The following is a 15,579-nucleotide window of genomic DNA, read 5'->3' as shown; positions in this document are numbered from 1 at the left end:
CTCCTATTTCGTAAATTTCCCATATCGATCTTCTAAGCGATCTTGAACCCAAGCAAGTATGGTACATACAATCCAGTAAAAAATGGCAACCAAAATATACATGGTAAGGTAATCAAATTCTCTGCCACCAATAATTTTGGCTTGATAGAGCATCTCTGGGACAGTGATCATTGAGAGTAAGGAAGTATCTTTCACCAAACTGAGCAGCGTATTAGCCAGAGATGGCAGTGCTACTCGGAGTGCTTGAGGCATCACAATTCGTCTTAATGCTTGTCCATATGTCATATTTATCGAATAAGCTGCCTCCCACTGACCTTTAGGAATTGCAAGCAGTGCGCCCCGAAAAGTTTCAGCAGAATATCCGCCCACATTCAAAGAAAGCCCAATAATCGCCGCAAGAAAAGGAGACAAATTGATTCCTATCACGGGCAAGCCAAAATATAAAATAAACAATTGCACCAACAATGGTGTCCCCCGAATGATAGAGATGTAAACCCTTGCTGGATAGCGTAAAATTTTGGTGGAAGACATCCTCATCAAAGCGGCAATTAATCCAATTACTAATCCAATAACAATCGTAATCAGTGTAATAATAATCGTATATTTTAACCCTTGCAGAACAAACCATGCAGAGCTTTTCGCTAACTGGAAATCAAATAAATTATTCCACTGTATTCCACCCAATTCGTTTCTCGTCCCCTCTAACTATATAACTACCCTTTTATTCTTCTCATGAAAGATTGCAGATAAACGGAAAAGTAGCTTTACCAATAAGCTACTTTTCCGTTTATCATTCTTATTTTGATACATCCATGCCAAAGTATTTTTTTGATATCTTAGCAAGGGTACCATCTTTCTTCATATCTTCGAGTGCCTTGTTTACTTCATCTACCAATTTTTTACTGTCTTTTGGAAACGCTAGAGCAGAAGAAGATTTCTCCACTTGTTCCCCCACTGTTTTAAGAGGAAGATGGGTTTGCTTCATCATTTGAGCAATTGCTAAGCGGTCATTCATGCTCAAATCAATTCGGCCAGCTGCTACATCACGCATCGCACTCATCATATCTTCATAAGGAACAATAGTTGCACCAGCATCTTGAGCCATCTTTCCGTAATTACTTGTTGTGGTTTGACCTGCTTTTTTGCCTTTTACATCTTTTATGGAATGGATCGTCTGATTATCGTTTTTCACCACGATTTGTGCATAAGATACTGTGTAAGGAATAGAGAAATCAAATTTCTTTTGCCTCTCTGGTTTAATTCCTACTTGGTTTGCCACCATGTCTATTTTTTTGGAAGAGAGACTAGTCAACATGCCATCCCAAGGAATTTCTTTGAATTGGACTTTGAGCCCTAAACGTTTTCCTACTTCACGAGCTACTTCTACATCAAATCCCGTCAATGCATTTGTTTTTTCATCATGATAACTAAAAGGTTTATAAGTTCCTTCTGTCCCAACTACCAATACTCCACTTTCTTTTACTTTTGTGTAGCTGTCGTTGGTGGTACCTACACTGCAACCTGCTATGAATAGAAAAGCCAATAGAAAGGGAGCAACCCATTTTAAACGCTTCATACATCCGACTCCTCTTACCTTTATTAGTAAAAGCATGTTCAAAACTAATATTATTATACATGACTAAAAATTTAAGTCAATAAAACCAACTTGATAAGTCGGATTTGAATCAAAATAAAAATAGATAAGATAATATTGCTCTCTTATCTATTCAACCATTTAGAAGCGTTTTCGATTTGAATTTGGTAGATTTTCACTGTTTTGCATATACAGCAATCGGGTTTCCACATCATGAATTCTTTCTTGAAGATATCGTATCTCTCGGTTCAGTCGATAAAATTCTTCTTCATACTGATTTTCTAATCGGTCCATTCTCTTTTCTATCTCGCGTGTTTGATTGCTATATCGATTTTCCAGCAACTCATAACGCCGGTCTACACTCTCTAAGAGAACTCGGATAATGTCATGCAACTCATTCATGCAAACACTCCTTACCGTAAAGAAAAACTTACAAAATCTAGAAAGAGATTCTGTTCCTTCTTTTCCCATCCAAATAATACCATTTTGTAATTTCCCTATCAAGCAGGAATTTAGACTAGAGATGTGGAATGAAAGGTGCCCCATCTCCTCTTCCAAATAGCTGTTGATACATTTTCATTGCATACGAATCAGTCATGCCTGATATATAATCACAGACCACTCTTGCTTTTTCCGCGGTAGATATCCCTTTCTTGATCGTTAATCGATCATTATGCGGTAGTAAATTTGGTTCGTTCATCATTGCTTCAAATAACTGCTTCACGACAAATCTACCTTTCCAAGCCATCGTTTGTACAGTTTGTGAATACACTACTTCATCGATTACTAATTGTTTTAGGATACGAAGCAACTCAAATCGCTCTTTCATTAATTCTACTCGATACTTCAATCGAGCTGAATTCGCATCTATTTCGTTTTCTTTTAGCTCTACACCGAAGACAAAATAAGAAATCATCGCAGATATTAACTGTTTTAAATCATATTTAAAGTGATCAGTTCTCAAAAAATGCTTTTCAAATCCAGGAAATGAGGATAATATTTGCGTCAAAGTAGAAGAATGAATGAACCCTAAATTGATCGCGTCCTCTACATCATGGGTTACATAGGCAATATCATCAGCTAGTTCTAATAAAGAACACTCCCATGATTTACGAACTGTCTTTTGGAATCCTTCCTCTGTTGTCTTGGTTTCCATGTAATAATTTTTTTCTTCTTGTGTTAGTGGTTCCATCATCCAATGGAAAGCCTCTTCGTCTACTTTATAAATATTAGCCTTTGGCGGGTGTTCTTTATTGGTACTTTTGCTAATCGCGTCATCAAGAATGATAGGATATTTTACAATAGAATACAAAAGTGCCCGTGTTAAATTTAAACCTACGACTTTATCTCCTTCTATGCGAGATAAGATACGAAATGTCTGAGCATTTCCTTCAAATCCTCCATAACGATACATACAATCATGTAAAGCCTGTTCGCCATGGTGACCAAAAGGGGGATGACCAAGGTCGTGAGCTAATGCTGCTGCTTCAAGTAGAGATACGTCAAGAGAAAAATCAGCTCCTAGTTTTGGATCATGTGCATTTAAAAAAATGACAATACTGCGAGCTATTTGTGCTGCTTCCAAAGAGTGTGTCAATCTTGTACGATGTAAATCCCCTGCTTCTGAACCTATTACTTGGGTTTTAGCTTGAAGCCTACGAAATGAAGCACTATGTACGATTCGTCCATAATCCCGTTCGAATGGATCTCTTGTTTCAAGGGGAGAAGTGAAGGTAGACTGCCTTCTTGCTAAATCATCTTGGGTATAACATCTATTCGTTAAGTCGGAAGAAATAATCATTTTTTCAGCTCCATCTCAAAGAAAGTTGCAAATACTTGTGCTTTTTTCTACTATTTAAATGAAAGCAGAAGATTGTCGAAGGGAGTATGAAATGGATTTTTTTCATAACGTGTCCGAAGATTTCCGAAATGCTCATTGGGATTTTCCCAAAGTGGATCTCCCGATATTTAAAAACTTCCATCCTTTTTCCAATGAACAAGATTTTATTGTGACGATTGTTTTTATTATTCTACTGCTACTACTCATTTTATCTCAACAAAAGTAAAAAAGTACAACCCCATGGATTGTACTTTTTATTTATTTATTTATTTATTTATTTATGCTCGAACTGTTTTACCAGAAAAACTTCTTGCAACTTCTCTCGCTTTTTCAATTGCTTTCGCAACAATTCCCTCGGCTTTACTTGGGTCAAATGCCATTCCTTCAGCAACAACCGTTTGAACATCTGTAACTCCTAGGAAATTAAGCACTGTACGAAGATAGCGATCTCCAAATTCCAATTCTTTCGCAGGTCCTTCGGAATAAAAACCACCTCGTGCTTGGATGTGCACCACTTTCTTGCCACCAAGTAATCCTACTGGTCCATTTTCCGTATATTTGAATGTTTTCCCAGCAATACAAATTGCATCGATATATGCTTTCAATTTTGGTGGAAAGAGGAAGTTCCAAAAAGGTGTTACGAATACATATTTATCTGCCGCTACAAACTCATCTGTGATTTCAGCAATTCGCTCCACTTTTGCTTTTTCGGCGGATGTTAGGTCTTCCCCTTTTGAAAGTTTTCCCCATCCACTAAATACATCTGCATCAATCATCGGAATATCTAAATTATAAATATCGAGATGGACTACTTCATCCTGAGGATTTGCTTTTTGGTATTCTTCTAGAAAAGCTTTTCCGGTACGCAGGCTGAAAGACTCCTCGACTGGTTTTGGATTTGCTGTGATATATAATAATTTTGCCATCTAAAATTACCTCCGAAATTCACATCATATTCGTAAACGATTTATATTGCTGCGATTAGGCTTCCCTCTTAAAGTGTGAATTATGTAGGTAAGACAGCAGGTAAATATGTCAACAAACAGTATAGAAAAAAGTGAGGTGATAAAAACGCACCTCACTTCTAATATTGTACCAATGTCTGTATATCAATATCCCCTAGTTTTTCTCGACCATCTAAATAAGTCAGCTCAATTAAAAAAGCTGCTCCTACCACATCTGCACCTAGTTGTTTCACCAATTCCAGTGTCGCTGCAATGGTCCCTCCTGTAGCCAATAAATCATCTGCTATAAGCACTCGCTGACCAGGCAATATCGCATCTTTATGCATGACAAGAGAGTCTTGACCATATTCCAGATCATATGTAACTTCAATCGTTTCATGCGGAAGTTTATTTGGTTTACGAACAGGTACAAATCCAACACCTAACGCATAAGCGAGTGGTGCTGCGATGACAAAACCTCTAGCTTCAGGCCCTACAACTAAATCGATTTTTTTATCTTTATATATGTCTACTAACTGATTGATCATGGACTGGTAAGCAGGACCATTTTTCAACAGAGTTGTAATATCTTTGAAGCGAATACCCGGCTGAGGAAAATCCGGGATAACACGAATTATTTCCTTTAAGTTCATTTCGTTATGCTCCTTTTATTGTTTTACTCAATTCACGAAAAGAGGAGTAGATAAGAGTTTGAAGTACTTCTGCTTGATCTCTTCCTTGTTGATATATTTTGGATTCTAATAAATCACGCTTTGCTGGATTAGCTAAAACTTCTACTTGATCATTCTCAATGGCAATAAAATTTAATTCTTCAAAAACATCCATTAAAAAACGAATAACTCTAGCAGATATACCAAGTCGTCTACTCAGTGCATCAATACTCGCTTGCATTGGGATACGAGTAGAACGTTTCGCCCAAAGTGTCTGATACATAAGCTTACATTTCTCACGACCGGGAACAACTGGTAAGCGGTATACCATATCTTCATCGCCAAAACAAACATAGATACGTTCCATATTTTTTAAACTTTGAATTACTGTTCTAAACCTTGCAACGGATGGAGGTGCATCCAAGAGGGCAAGATGAGCAAATGGAAGATCATGGGGAATAACATCATCCCATGTGTACAATTGTCCATCTTCTAAGTTGGTATATCTCTCTTTGCTCGAACAAATACATAATACTGCTTTTCCAGCCAACTCTGCGACTCTAGCTTCTTTTCGATTGGTACGCCAATCAAATATTTGCAGGTGAGGAATAGCCAAGTCTCGTATTAAAACTTGCGCTTTTCTTTTACCATTCCACTCGTTTACTTGCAATTCTCCTACGATTTGAGTGTTCGCCCCAACCGTTAATTGGCCGGCTAGTTCACTACAACGAAAACGAACTGCTTCCAATTTATTTCCACTATCATCTTTTAAATGTAATTTGAGATGATTAGATTGGCCACCCATCCAGTCTAATCGATAAGCCTCTGCTCCTTCTATTTGAAACAAAGGAACCGGGTTACCCATACCATAAGGCTCCAGTTGATTCAATGAATCAATTAATACCGTATTTGCGTCTGTTAATGAAATCTTTTCTTCAACCAGCGTTTCTTTTATATAATCTGCACTTGTCAACCATTCTTCGGCTAATTCTGTAAGCTTGGAATGAAAATGCGGCAAATTCTTTTCTGATAAAGCCATCCCTGCGGCCATTTCGTGACCACCATAAGTGGACAGCAATTCACTGACTTCTGTCAATGCTCGATGCAAATGAAATCCACGAATACTTCTTGCAGACCCTTTCAGAAGACCTGTTTTCTGATCTTTTCCTAGTACAATAGTAGGACGATAAAATGTCTCTACTAGCCTGGATGCAACAATCCCTACTACTCCTAGGTTCCAATCTTCTTGATATACTACGATTACTTTGCGATGTAATTGTCTATCTGCTTCTACTTGGGCGACTGCTTCCGTTGTGGCAGCATCTACCAATGCCTGACGTTCCATGTTTTTCTCATTTAGTAACATCGCCAACTGCTTAGCTTGTGTTCTATCATTGGTTGTTAACAATTCTACTGCTTCTGTAGCTGAAGAAAGCCTTCCAATCGCATTGATGCGAGGCCCTAGAGAAAAACCTACATGTCCAGCATTTACTTTTTTCTCGATTCCCGAAACTGCCATTAATTCAGTCAATCCAATATTTGTCTGTGAATTCATGCAGCTTAAACCAAAAGAAGCAAATATCCTGTTTTCCCCTTTTAAGGGAACTAGGTCGGCAATAGTGCCTAATGCAACTAAATCGAGCCAACGGGTAGGAACTTCTCCTAACAAGGCTGTAGCCAATTTTGCAGCTACCCCCACTCCTGCAAGCTGTTTATCTGGGTAGGAACAATTTGGCTTTTTGGGATTTAACACAGCTACTGCTTCTGGAATCACAGCAGAAGGTTCATGATGATCCGTAATGATGAGATCCAAACCGATCGATTTAGCAAATTTAGCTTGTTCCACGGCGCTAATCCCTGTATCAACTGTCACCATTAAACTTATTCCCTCGTCTTTGGCTAATTGAATGGCTGCTTGGTGCAGCCCATACCCTTCTTGAAAACGATTTGGAATATAATAGTCTACTTGTGCTCCAAGTGCTTCAAATACATGCAGCATCAAGCTTGTACTCGATACACCATCTACATCATAATCACCATAAATTCTAATCCGTTCTTGATTTTGGATAGCAGCTCTGATTCTCTCTACTGCTTTCGTCATATCATGTAGCAGAAAGGGATCGTGCAAAGAGGCCAAGGAAGGCTGTAAAAACTGTTTGACTTCTTCTTTTTCTCGTAGACCTCTTCGAATCAAAATACGAGCTACCAAAGGATGCAAAGAAAGTTCATCTACTAATATTTGAATTTCCTCAGCAGCTACTGGCGTCATTTTCCATCTGGATTTGGGATGTAGCAACTTTCTACCTCCTCTCTTCTCTTGAACAATGATAAAACCGCGAAGTTCGCGGTTTATCTTTACCGATCATTTTCCTTCTAAAAGCTGAAACAAACAACTCTATGCGGAGGATGACACTTTCTTTTGGATAGATTTCCATGTCCATACGACCCATATTTGACTTGCGATAAAAATGGAAGAATATGCTCCCGAAACCAAACCTAGTATGAGAGCTAGGGAGAAATTGCGAATACTCTCTCCTCCTAAAAGAACCAAAGCCAATGCTGCTAAGAGAACCGTAACAACTGTATTAATAGAACGAACCAGCGTTTGTTGAATACTTTCATTGACCATAGATGCTAGATCGTCCCATTTTTTAGGCTGCTGACGATTATAGTTTTCACGAATTCGATCGAAGATAACAATTGTATCATTGATGGAGTATCCAATAATTGTCAGGATAGCTGCAATAAATACAACATCAACCTCAATTTGAAAAATGGAGAAGATACCAATTGTGAATAGAGCATCATAAAACAACGTAATAACAGCTGCTATAGCAAATCGGTGTTCAAATCGGATAGACACATAAATAACAATAGCCACACAGGCAAGCAAAGTAGCAATAATTGCGTTTCTCGCCAATTCGCGACCAATGATAGGATCTACAACTTGCGATTGAACACTGACTTTTGTTTTAAATGCTTTGTTAAAAGCAGAGGTTATTTCAGCTACTTTGGCAGGAGTTATCGTTTTAGAAGTACGAAAAATGAGTATATCTGATTTTTTCCCACCTACTCGTGCATTAGGGTTTTGATATCCGAGTTTGGTAAGTATGTTTTTGGATTCATCAATATTCACTGCTCTATCCATGGAAATATCCAATCTCGTTCCACTTACAAAATCAATCCCCAAATTTAACTGTTGTACAAACAAAGATACTACTCCTGCAATAATCAGGAGAATCGAAATACCAAAAAACAATTTCCGTTTTCCTACAAAATCTATGCTATAAGTCACTAATCTCATCCTCTTTCACATTAAACCAGCTTGGCTTGTTCATCAGATTAGATTGAACCAATAAATTTACCATAATTCTCGATAATGCTACTGCTGTTAATAAACTTACGATGATCCCAGCCATGAGGGATACAGAAAATCCTTTTACCGCAGCTGTTCCAAAGTAAAAGAGCAACAAAGATGCAACAATCGTGGTCACGTGAGAATCAATAATCGTTAGGAAAGAACGTTTAGATCCCGTTTTCACTGAAGCACGGACGCTCTTTCCATGCCGCAGTTCTTCTCTTATTCGCTCATTCATAATGATGTTCGCATCAACTGCTATCCCAATTCCTAATATAAATGCTGCTAAACCTGGTAAGGTTAAGGTCATATTTAGCGCATCAAAAACCAACAGCACAAGATAACCATATGCGATCAAAGTAATAACGGCTACTAAACCTGGTAAGCGATAATAACCGATTACAAAAATAAATATAGCCAAAATCGCATAGGCACCAGCTTTCAAGCTATCTTTCAATGCTTCTTCCCCTAAACTTGCATCTACTGCATAACTTTGAACCTCTGTGAGCTTAATAGGCAGTGCTCCTGCATTTAAGAGACTTGCTAAATCTTGGGCTTTTTCTACGGTCTCTTGTCCACTGATAGTAGCTCGTCCCCCTGGTATCGCTTGCACGATAGTCGGAGCACTCAACTCATTTTCATCTAAGTAGATGGGCATTGGTTGCCCTATGTATTTACGAGTAATCGCCTCAAATTTCTTAGCATCCGTAAGTTGAATTTCTACTAGCGGCTGATTGTTCTGATCATAACCCACTTTGGCACTACCTGGTTTTAAATCAGTTCCTTTCAGTAACACTTTCTTACCAGTAGGGTCACGGAAAGTCAATTGTGCTGGCTTTCCAATAATATCACGAGCTCTTTTCTGATCCTTGACTCCGGCGATTTGTACACGGATTCGATTGGGGGGCTCAATGGTTATATCCGGCTCTGTAACTCCTAAAATATCAATCCGATTTCGGATCGCACTAGCTGTTTGACTCAAGATATCTGTATTTACTTTTTGGTGGGGAGCAGCTTGATAAAGTACTTCAAATCCTCCCTGTAAATCTAATCCTTTGGTAATCCTACCCCAGATTGTTTCGGTTGTGGACAAAACAGTTCCGAGAATGATTACGGTAAGGAGGACAAATATCACTATTTTACCGCGTTTTACTCTCATCCTTCATACTCCTTCATCTCTCATAAAAACATGGTCTGCAAAAAATTACAATCCCATTATCCCAGCAGAAGAATAACGTTGTCAAACATACAAAAATATACTTTTACTTATGTACGAAAAATAGCGACTCAAGCGAGTCGCATGAATTTTTGGGCTAGTCAGCTTTATAAACACTTAACATCAGCCAGTTCATGAACCGATTTGCTTTTAAAGACATAATATCATTTACAAGACGATTTAATCTCGGCCAACCTCGGCGATATCCTTCTGATACACACGCCCAAATTTGTTCTCCAGTCACATCTTCATACCCATACATACGAAATTCAGCTGCTTTGCTATCACATAAATCTTCTATACAACCTTTTAATTCTTGTTCTGTCAATAATTCGACATCGGTACGGTTTCGTTTCATACTCACGGCTCTTAATGCTTTTGCCATTTTCTTCATCCTTTCACTCTATCTACTATCGCAAAAATTCGACATCTATCATGTCGCTTCCTGCTAATGGATAACTTTCAGACATGGAACCAGCGGACAAGGCATACAAATTTTACAAAGGATCTGTGAACGAGAAGGGGAGGCTTATGACCAAACAAGGTTTTCTCTATGGAACCATTATCCTAGTTGGGGCTGGATTTATCACTAAAATACTAGGTTTTGTATATCGCATTGCCTTATCTCGCATTATTGGAGATGAGGGAATGGGATTGTTCCAAATGGTTTTTCCTATTTTAATCTTCGCTGTAGTAGTTACTACAGCAGGTATTCCGGTAGCTATATCAAAATTGGTTTCAGAGGCGGAAGCACGCGGAGAAGAAGATCGTGTTCCAGCAATACTTATTGTATCAATCTTTATCGTATTGATCACCAGTGTAATCATTGCCATTTCTATCTTTTTTGGGGCATCTAAAATTGCACATGTACTGCTCACAGATGGCAGGACCATCTATGCTCTGTTAGCGATAACACCTGTTATCCCTATTATCGCTATATCTTCGATCTTTCGAGGTTATTTTCAAGGTCGACAAAATATGAGCCCTTATGCAATTGCCCAAATCGCAGAGCAGACAGTAAGAATATTTACTGTTATTTTTCTAGCACAATATTTATTGCCATTTGGAATTGCATATGCTGCTGCTGGAGCAATGTTAGGGATGGTAGTAGGAGAATTTGTAGGGATGATCTACATTTATATCTGTTATCGTAGAGATGAAAAATATGTACCTCTCACTTTATTTCAAAAACCAAAACATCTAATGAGAAGCATTAAAGAAGTTTTACGTGTTTCTGTTCCAGTTACACTAAGTAGAATAATAGGTTCCCTCTCCTATGCATTAGAACCAATTGTAGTTGCGCAGAGTCTTGCTCTTGCTGGAATTGCTACATCTGCCGCCACTGCTCTTTACGGTCGTTTGGAAGGAATGGCAATACCTCTCATTTTCTTTCCAACTTTTATCACCTATGCCTTAACCGTATCACTGGTTCCGGCTATAAGTGAAGCAGCTGCTCAAAATCAACCAAAACTCATCGAACATCGACTACAACAAGCCATTCGCCTCTCTCTTTTAATCGGAGCTCCTTGTACCGCTTTTATTCTGATTTTAGCTGAACCATTGTCTATATTACTCTACCATAAAAAAGAGCTCGCCCATATGATTTATATCATCGCACCTGTGTCATTTATTCATTATTTGCAAGGTCCATTTGCATCAGTCCTGCAAGGATTAGATAAAGCAAATATTGCCATGCGAAATTCGATTATTGGTGCGGTTTTAAAGATACCACTTATCTTTTTGCTCGCTTCAAGGCCCTCTTTAGGTATTAATGGAGTAGCTATTGCTATTAATATAGGAATTATTTTGGTCACAGGACTTCACTTTATCAGCATTTTAAAATATGTGCCGATTTCTCTACACCTGAGACCTGTTTCGAAACTAACTTTTTCGGTGATTACAATGGGTTCAGTTGCTTATTATTTGATCCATAAAGAAGGTACACCCTTGCTGCAAAAAGTATTTTTAACTAGTATTAGCAGTTTTGGTATCTATTTTATTTGCTTGTTACTTTTCAGTCTTGTACGAAAGACGGATGTAAATCGAATTCCTTATGTAGGTAAATGGATTGCCAAAGTATTGCCTAGCTAATGTTTTTTATCTTTTGCATCAATAAATAATTTACCTTCATTGTTCACACTGACATAAAAGATATCTGACAAATCTTTGTAGCCTTTTTTACGCAGTTCTTTTTTTAACCAAAAACGATTTTGACCGATCTGTTGTAGGCCATCTTCTAATACTTTTCCTTCAAGTACAACGGGAATAGGTGGATGAAAAGCTTTTAGATTTTTTAGTTTCAGATCTTCTTTTGTCACTGCTGTCTTTTCTGTTTTAGGAAAAACACTTAATTTTCCTGATCTCTCTAAGATGGCATACTCCACATCGCTGATATTGGATATATTTTTTTCTCTCAGCTGCATCATTAAATCATCTAAATTATATCTACTTTTCGCCATCACTCTATCCAATATTTGACCATGTTGCACAATGACCGTCGGCTCTCCATCAATAAGTTTGCGAACACTTCTATTTTTCAACATGATAAAAGAGAGTAAAATTTGAAGTGCAACTATTGTAACGATTGGAGTAACTCCATTAATAATTTCTAATTTTTTATCTTCTATTATCATTGCAGATAGATCAGCGAGCATAAAAGAGACGATCAGATCAAACACAGATAATTTACCTATTTCTCTTTTTCCCATCAAACGCATCATCAACAAAATAAAAAAGTAGATAAAAGTTGTTCGGAGGATTAAGCTCAGCATAGTAAATTGCTCCCTTTTCCACTCATGTCGTTTACTATTTTTACCTGACCCCCGAAATTCTATGAGAAAAAATGTCATAAAAGAAACCTTTTATCCATAGGTTGTACCAAGAAGATCTAGGAGGTTCCAGCCTAATGAAAGATATCTTACGTACTGGATGGCATTCACCAATGGTAGCAGGACAAATGATACTATGGGCTTTTATTGTCGGATTATCTCTGATTACTGCTTTGTTTCTCCGATTTACCAGCCTGGAAACGAGTAGCTTACCGCCCATTACCTTCTGTATAAATGCAATTGCTCTCTTATCTGCGGGCTTTGTATCAGGGAAACGTTCAAGAAAAAAGGGTTGGTATTACGGTGGTCTTCAAGGGATTATTTATACCTTATTTATTTGGTTGATTGCATTTCTTGCATTTGACACTAGTATGCGAGTAGATCCACTTGTCTTTGGAATATTTGCATTTGGAATCGGTGCCTTAGGTGGAATCTTTGGAGTAAATACATCAAGATAAAAAAAGCGAGAGAGCCTATTTGGACTCTTTCGCTTCTTCTTTTGTTTCTGCGTGTTCGGTTGTTACTTCTTTAGTCGCAGCAGGTGTTTCTTCTACTTTTTCTTTTTTCTCAGATGCTGCTTGAGTATCTTCTGAAACTTTGGATTTGATCGCCCCACGCTCAAATATAAGTCTAGTAGTATCATTAACTTTTAGAGTTACTCTCTGTTCATTTAAATCAACAATAGAACCATGAAGTCCACCAATTGTAACTACTTTATCTCCCTTTTTCAAAGCAGAGAGCAGTTGTGCTTGTTCTCTACGCTGTTTATTTTGTGGACGAATCAATACAAAGTAAAGTAGCGCAAACATCACTACGATATACACAATACTCCATGTAGAACTGGTCATTAAGTTTCCTCCCTAAAACGCTTTTGTTGGATTTAGTGATCCATAGTATTGGATCATAAATTCTTTTTGAAAATCAAGTAATCGATCTTCCATAATCGCTTCTCTTACTTGCTTCATTAAGTTTAATAAGAAATAAAGGTTATGGTAGGTTGTTAATCTTAGCCCAAACGTCTCATCTGATTTGATCAGATGACGTAAATATGCTCGAGAATAATTGCGACAAGTATAACAATCACAAGCTGGGTCGAGCGGTCCAAAATCCCGTTCATATTTTGCATTACGAATCACCAGTCTGCCTTGGCTTGTCATCGTTGTCCCATTTCTCGCTATTCTCGTAGGAAGGACACAATCAAACATATCCACTCCAAGAATAGAGCCTTGGATCAATGCATCAGGGGAACCCACACCCATCAAATAACGCGGTTTATTCACTGGTAAAAGCGGAGTAGTAACTTCCAATGTCTCATACATGAGTTCTTTGGATTCTCCTACACTCAATCCGCCGATACCATAGCCAGGAAAATCAAGCTCGACTAATTGTTCTGCACTTTGTTTTCGTAAATCGGCATACATTCCACCTTGTACAATCCCAAAGAGTGCTTGATCTTCCGGACGTTTATGTGCTTCCTTGCAGCGTTTCGCCCAACGATAAGTCAATGCTACGGAATCTTCCACATACTTTCTCTCCGCAGGATAAGGTGCACACTCATCAAATGCCATCATAATATCAGCTCCGAGTGCGTTTTCGATCTCCATCACTTTTTCGGGAGACAAAAACAATTTTTCTCCACTCAGGTGAGAACGAAATTCTACCCCTTCTTCGGAAATTTTTCGAAGATTACTCAAACTAAAGACTTGGAAACCACCACTATCTGTCAAAATGGGACGATCCCAATTCATAAAGCGATGGAGTCCTCCTGCCTCTGCAATTAGATCATGACCTGGGCGCAAAAAAAGATGGTATGTATTACTTAAAATAATCTGTGCTTCCATCCCGGCTAACTCTTCCGGACTCATCGTTTTCACGGTAGCCAGTGTTCCGACGGGCATGAAAATAGGCGTCTCTATAGTACCATGTGGAGTATGTAGTTTTCCCAATCTTGCACCAGACTGCTTACATACTTTAATTAATTCGTAACGAACAGCCAATGTTCCTGTTCCTTTCTCCCATCACTTGTTGAAATACACAATATCCATTATACACCAAAGCTTCTGCTGCTCAACCACCATTTTACTTGATCAGCATGGCATCCCCAAAGCTAAAAAAGCGGTATTCCCTTTCTACTGCTTTCTTGTATGCTTGCATCATAATATTTCGAGTGCTAAAAGCACTTACAAGCATTAACAGAGTAGATTTGGGAAGATGAAAATTAGTGATCATGGCATCTACCACTTGAAACTTATAACCTGGATAAATAAAAATGTCTGTCCAGCCGTTCGTTTCCCTAATTCCATTTGAATGACTGCCAATTGTCTCTAACGTACGAACGGTCGTGGTTCCAACAGCAACGATTCTCCGGCCTTCTTGCTTAGCCTTTTTTATCATCTGAGCTACTTCATGAGATAACTCATAATATTCCGCATGCATCGTATGTTCTTCCACTTGTTCCACTGCTACTGGCCGAAATGTCCCTAAACCTACATGCAAAGTCACATAACCAATCTCAACTCCTTTTGCCTCCAATTCCTGAAGTAATTCTTCGGTAAAATGGAGACCTGCTGTAGGGGCAGCGGCAGAACCGATTTCTTGCGAATAAACAGTTTGATACCGCTCACTGTCCTCTAGACGTTCTCGAATATAAGGAGGTAGCGGCATTTGCCCTAACTGTTGAAATAATTGTTCCACATCTCCTTCATACTCTAGTTGAAAAATCCATCCCCCAGCCATATCCGTTGGAGAAACTGCAATCGCTCTGAGTTCCCCATTGCCAAATTGCACGATTACCCCAGGTTTCATACGTTTAGCGGGTTTTACTAGCGCTTCCCATCGATCATCGCCGAGAGGCTTTAATAATAATAACTCAATTTTTGCACCTGTTTCGATTTTTACTCCAAGGAGCCTAGCGTTCCGGACACGACTGTTATTCAAAATCAATAAATCTCCTTTTTGCAGGTAGGAAGGCAAATCTCGAAACGTAGCATGCTCTAATTCACCTGACTTTTTATCGACAACCATCAGACGGGAAGCTGTACGATCATCTATCGGTTTTTGGGCAATAAGTTCACTTGGCAAATCATAATCAAACATAGATACATCCATCGTGATCAACTCCAAAAAGA

At 38.5% G+C, this 15,579-nt stretch carries 17 protein-coding genes; 3 read left to right on the top strand and 14 right to left on the bottom strand.

Annotation, left to right across the window (positions count from 1 at the left end; genetic code table 11):
- Positions 1 to 3: 3 nt before the first annotated feature.
- From MK805_RS04075 to MK805_RS04060, 4 genes are all read right to left on the bottom strand, one after another.
- The gene (locus tag MK805_RS04075) at positions 4 to 684 is read right to left on the bottom strand and encodes an amino acid ABC transporter permease (RefSeq protein WP_240873932.1); all 681 of its coding nucleotides are present in this window, start codon (positions 682 to 684) and stop codon (positions 4 to 6) included.
- 112 nt (positions 685 to 796) lie between these two features.
- Positions 797 to 1,576 (bottom strand): transporter substrate-binding domain-containing protein, encoded by a 780-nt coding sequence (locus tag MK805_RS04070; protein WP_240873931.1) that lies wholly within the window; start codon positions 1,574 to 1,576, stop codon positions 797 to 799.
- Positions 1,577 to 1,735: 159 nt separating this feature from the next.
- A complete protein-coding gene (locus MK805_RS04065) occupies positions 1,736 to 1,996 on the bottom strand; it encodes a hypothetical protein (protein ID WP_240873929.1) in 261 nt (86 codons plus the stop codon).
- Positions 1,997 to 2,111: 115 nt separating this feature from the next.
- Entirely contained in the window at positions 2,112 to 3,395 is a 1,284-nt protein-coding gene (locus MK805_RS04060; protein WP_240873927.1) for an anti-phage deoxyguanosine triphosphatase, read from the bottom strand.
- Positions 3,396 to 3,504: 109 nt separating this feature from the next.
- Between MK805_RS04060 and MK805_RS04055 the strand changes: the two genes are divergently transcribed.
- A complete protein-coding gene (locus tag MK805_RS04055) occupies positions 3,505 to 3,660 on the top strand; it encodes a hypothetical protein (RefSeq protein WP_240873926.1) in 156 nt (51 codons plus the stop codon).
- A gap of 52 nt (positions 3,661 to 3,712) precedes the next feature.
- On the opposite strand, the gene MK805_RS04050 is transcribed toward MK805_RS04055, so the two are convergent.
- From MK805_RS04050 to MK805_RS04025, 6 genes are all read right to left on the bottom strand, one after another.
- A complete protein-coding gene (locus MK805_RS04050) occupies positions 3,713 to 4,360 on the bottom strand; it encodes an FMN-dependent NADH-azoreductase (protein WP_240873923.1) in 648 nt (215 codons plus the stop codon).
- Positions 4,361 to 4,518: 158 nt separating this feature from the next.
- Positions 4,519 to 5,031, bottom strand: coding sequence for an adenine phosphoribosyltransferase (locus MK805_RS04045; protein WP_240873922.1), 513 nt, complete (start codon positions 5,029 to 5,031; stop codon positions 4,519 to 4,521).
- A gap of 4 nt (positions 5,032 to 5,035) precedes the next feature.
- Complete coding sequence (recJ, locus tag MK805_RS04040; protein WP_240873921.1) at positions 5,036 to 7,345, bottom strand: single-stranded-DNA-specific exonuclease RecJ; 2,310 nt, start codon at positions 7,343 to 7,345, stop codon at positions 5,036 to 5,038.
- Between the two features lie 99 nt (positions 7,346 to 7,444).
- Complete coding sequence (gene secF, locus MK805_RS04035; RefSeq protein ID WP_240873919.1) at positions 7,445 to 8,344, bottom strand: protein translocase subunit SecF; 900 nt, start codon at positions 8,342 to 8,344, stop codon at positions 7,445 to 7,447.
- The gene (secD, locus tag MK805_RS04030) at positions 8,334 to 9,566 is read right to left on the bottom strand and encodes a protein translocase subunit SecD (RefSeq protein WP_240873917.1); all 1,233 of its coding nucleotides are present in this window, start codon (positions 9,564 to 9,566) and stop codon (positions 8,334 to 8,336) included. Before secD ends, secF begins: the two co-directional genes overlap by 11 nt.
- 154 nt (positions 9,567 to 9,720) lie before the next feature.
- Positions 9,721 to 10,008, bottom strand: coding sequence for a post-transcriptional regulator (locus MK805_RS04025; RefSeq protein WP_240873915.1), 288 nt, complete (start codon positions 10,006 to 10,008; stop codon positions 9,721 to 9,723).
- A 146-nt stretch (positions 10,009 to 10,154) separates the two neighbouring features.
- Between MK805_RS04025 and spoVB the strand changes: the two genes are divergently transcribed.
- Positions 10,155 to 11,714: a stage V sporulation protein B gene (spoVB, locus tag MK805_RS04020; protein ID WP_240873913.1), complete on the top strand. Its 1,560-nt coding sequence runs from the start codon at positions 10,155 to 10,157 to the stop codon at positions 11,712 to 11,714.
- Here the strand turns inward: spoVB and MK805_RS04015 are convergent.
- Positions 11,711 to 12,394, bottom strand: a complete 684-nt coding sequence (locus MK805_RS04015) for a DUF421 domain-containing protein (RefSeq protein ID WP_240873912.1) — start codon at positions 12,392 to 12,394, stop codon at positions 11,711 to 11,713. The two genes, spoVB and MK805_RS04015, sit on opposite strands and share 4 nt — an antisense overlap.
- 134 nt (positions 12,395 to 12,528) lie before the next feature.
- Here MK805_RS04015 and MK805_RS04010 point away from each other — a divergent pair, with 134 nt between their 5' ends.
- Complete coding sequence (locus MK805_RS04010) at positions 12,529 to 12,909, top strand: TIGR04086 family membrane protein (protein ID WP_240873911.1); 381 nt, start codon at positions 12,529 to 12,531, stop codon at positions 12,907 to 12,909.
- A 15-nt stretch (positions 12,910 to 12,924) separates the two neighbouring features.
- On the opposite strand, the gene yajC is transcribed toward MK805_RS04010, so the two are convergent.
- The 3 genes from yajC to queA all read right to left on the bottom strand — a co-directional run bounded on the left by yajC (position 12,925) and on the right by queA (position 15,559).
- Positions 12,925 to 13,299 carry a preprotein translocase subunit YajC gene (gene yajC / locus MK805_RS04005; protein ID WP_338057474.1) on the bottom strand — a complete coding sequence of 125 codons (375 nt, stop codon included), beginning with the start codon at positions 13,297 to 13,299 and terminating at the stop codon, positions 12,925 to 12,927.
- A gap of 12 nt (positions 13,300 to 13,311) precedes the next feature.
- Positions 13,312 to 14,448 carry a tRNA guanosine(34) transglycosylase Tgt gene (tgt, locus tag MK805_RS04000; RefSeq protein WP_240873908.1) on the bottom strand — a complete coding sequence of 379 codons (1,137 nt, stop codon included), beginning with the start codon at positions 14,446 to 14,448 and terminating at the stop codon, positions 13,312 to 13,314.
- Between the two features lie 82 nt (positions 14,449 to 14,530).
- The gene (queA, locus tag MK805_RS03995) at positions 14,531 to 15,559 is read right to left on the bottom strand and encodes a tRNA preQ1(34) S-adenosylmethionine ribosyltransferase-isomerase QueA (protein WP_240873906.1); all 1,029 of its coding nucleotides are present in this window, start codon (positions 15,557 to 15,559) and stop codon (positions 14,531 to 14,533) included.
- Positions 15,560 to 15,579 lie beyond the last annotated feature (20 nt).

The sequence above is a fragment of the Shimazuella soli genome (genome assembly GCF_022511585.1).
Lineage (GTDB): Bacteria > Bacillota > Bacilli > Thermoactinomycetales > Thermoactinomycetaceae > Shimazuella > Shimazuella soli.
Note: the sequence above shows the minus strand (reverse complement) of the source record. Positions and strands in the feature narration are given on the sequence as shown.

Excerpts from the sequence above, each read along its gene's own strand:
- yajC (WP_338057474.1), bottom strand. The coding sequence starts at position 13,299 with ATGACCAGTTCTACATGGAGTATTGTGTATATCGTAGTGATGTTTGCG.
- MK805_RS04050 (WP_240873923.1), bottom strand. The coding sequence starts at position 4,360 with ATGGCAAAATTATTATATATCACAGCAAATCCAAAACCAGTCGAGGAG.
- spoVB (WP_240873913.1), top strand. The coding sequence starts at position 10,155 with ATGACCAAACAAGGTTTTCTCTATGGAACCATTATCCTAGTTGGGGCT.
- MK805_RS04060 (WP_240873927.1), bottom strand. The coding sequence starts at position 3,395 with ATGATTATTTCTTCCGACTTAACGAATAGATGTTATACCCAAGATGAT.
- MK805_RS04070 (WP_240873931.1), bottom strand. The coding sequence starts at position 1,576 with ATGAAGCGTTTAAAATGGGTTGCTCCCTTTCTATTGGCTTTTCTATTC.
- MK805_RS04025 (WP_240873915.1), bottom strand. The coding sequence starts at position 10,008 with ATGGCAAAAGCATTAAGAGCCGTGAGTATGAAACGAAACCGTACCGAT.
- MK805_RS04010 (WP_240873911.1), top strand. The coding sequence starts at position 12,529 with ATGAAAGATATCTTACGTACTGGATGGCATTCACCAATGGTAGCAGGA.
- queA (WP_240873906.1), bottom strand. The coding sequence starts at position 15,559 with ATGGATGTATCTATGTTTGATTATGATTTGCCAAGTGAACTTATTGCC.
- MK805_RS04015 (WP_240873912.1), bottom strand. The coding sequence starts at position 12,394 with ATGCTGAGCTTAATCCTCCGAACAACTTTTATCTACTTTTTTATTTTG.
- MK805_RS04045 (WP_240873922.1), bottom strand. The coding sequence starts at position 5,031 with ATGAACTTAAAGGAAATAATTCGTGTTATCCCGGATTTTCCTCAGCCG.
- secD (WP_240873917.1), bottom strand. The coding sequence starts at position 9,566 with ATGAGAGTAAAACGCGGTAAAATAGTGATATTTGTCCTCCTTACCGTA.
- MK805_RS04065 (WP_240873929.1), bottom strand. The coding sequence starts at position 1,996 with ATGAATGAGTTGCATGACATTATCCGAGTTCTCTTAGAGAGTGTAGAC.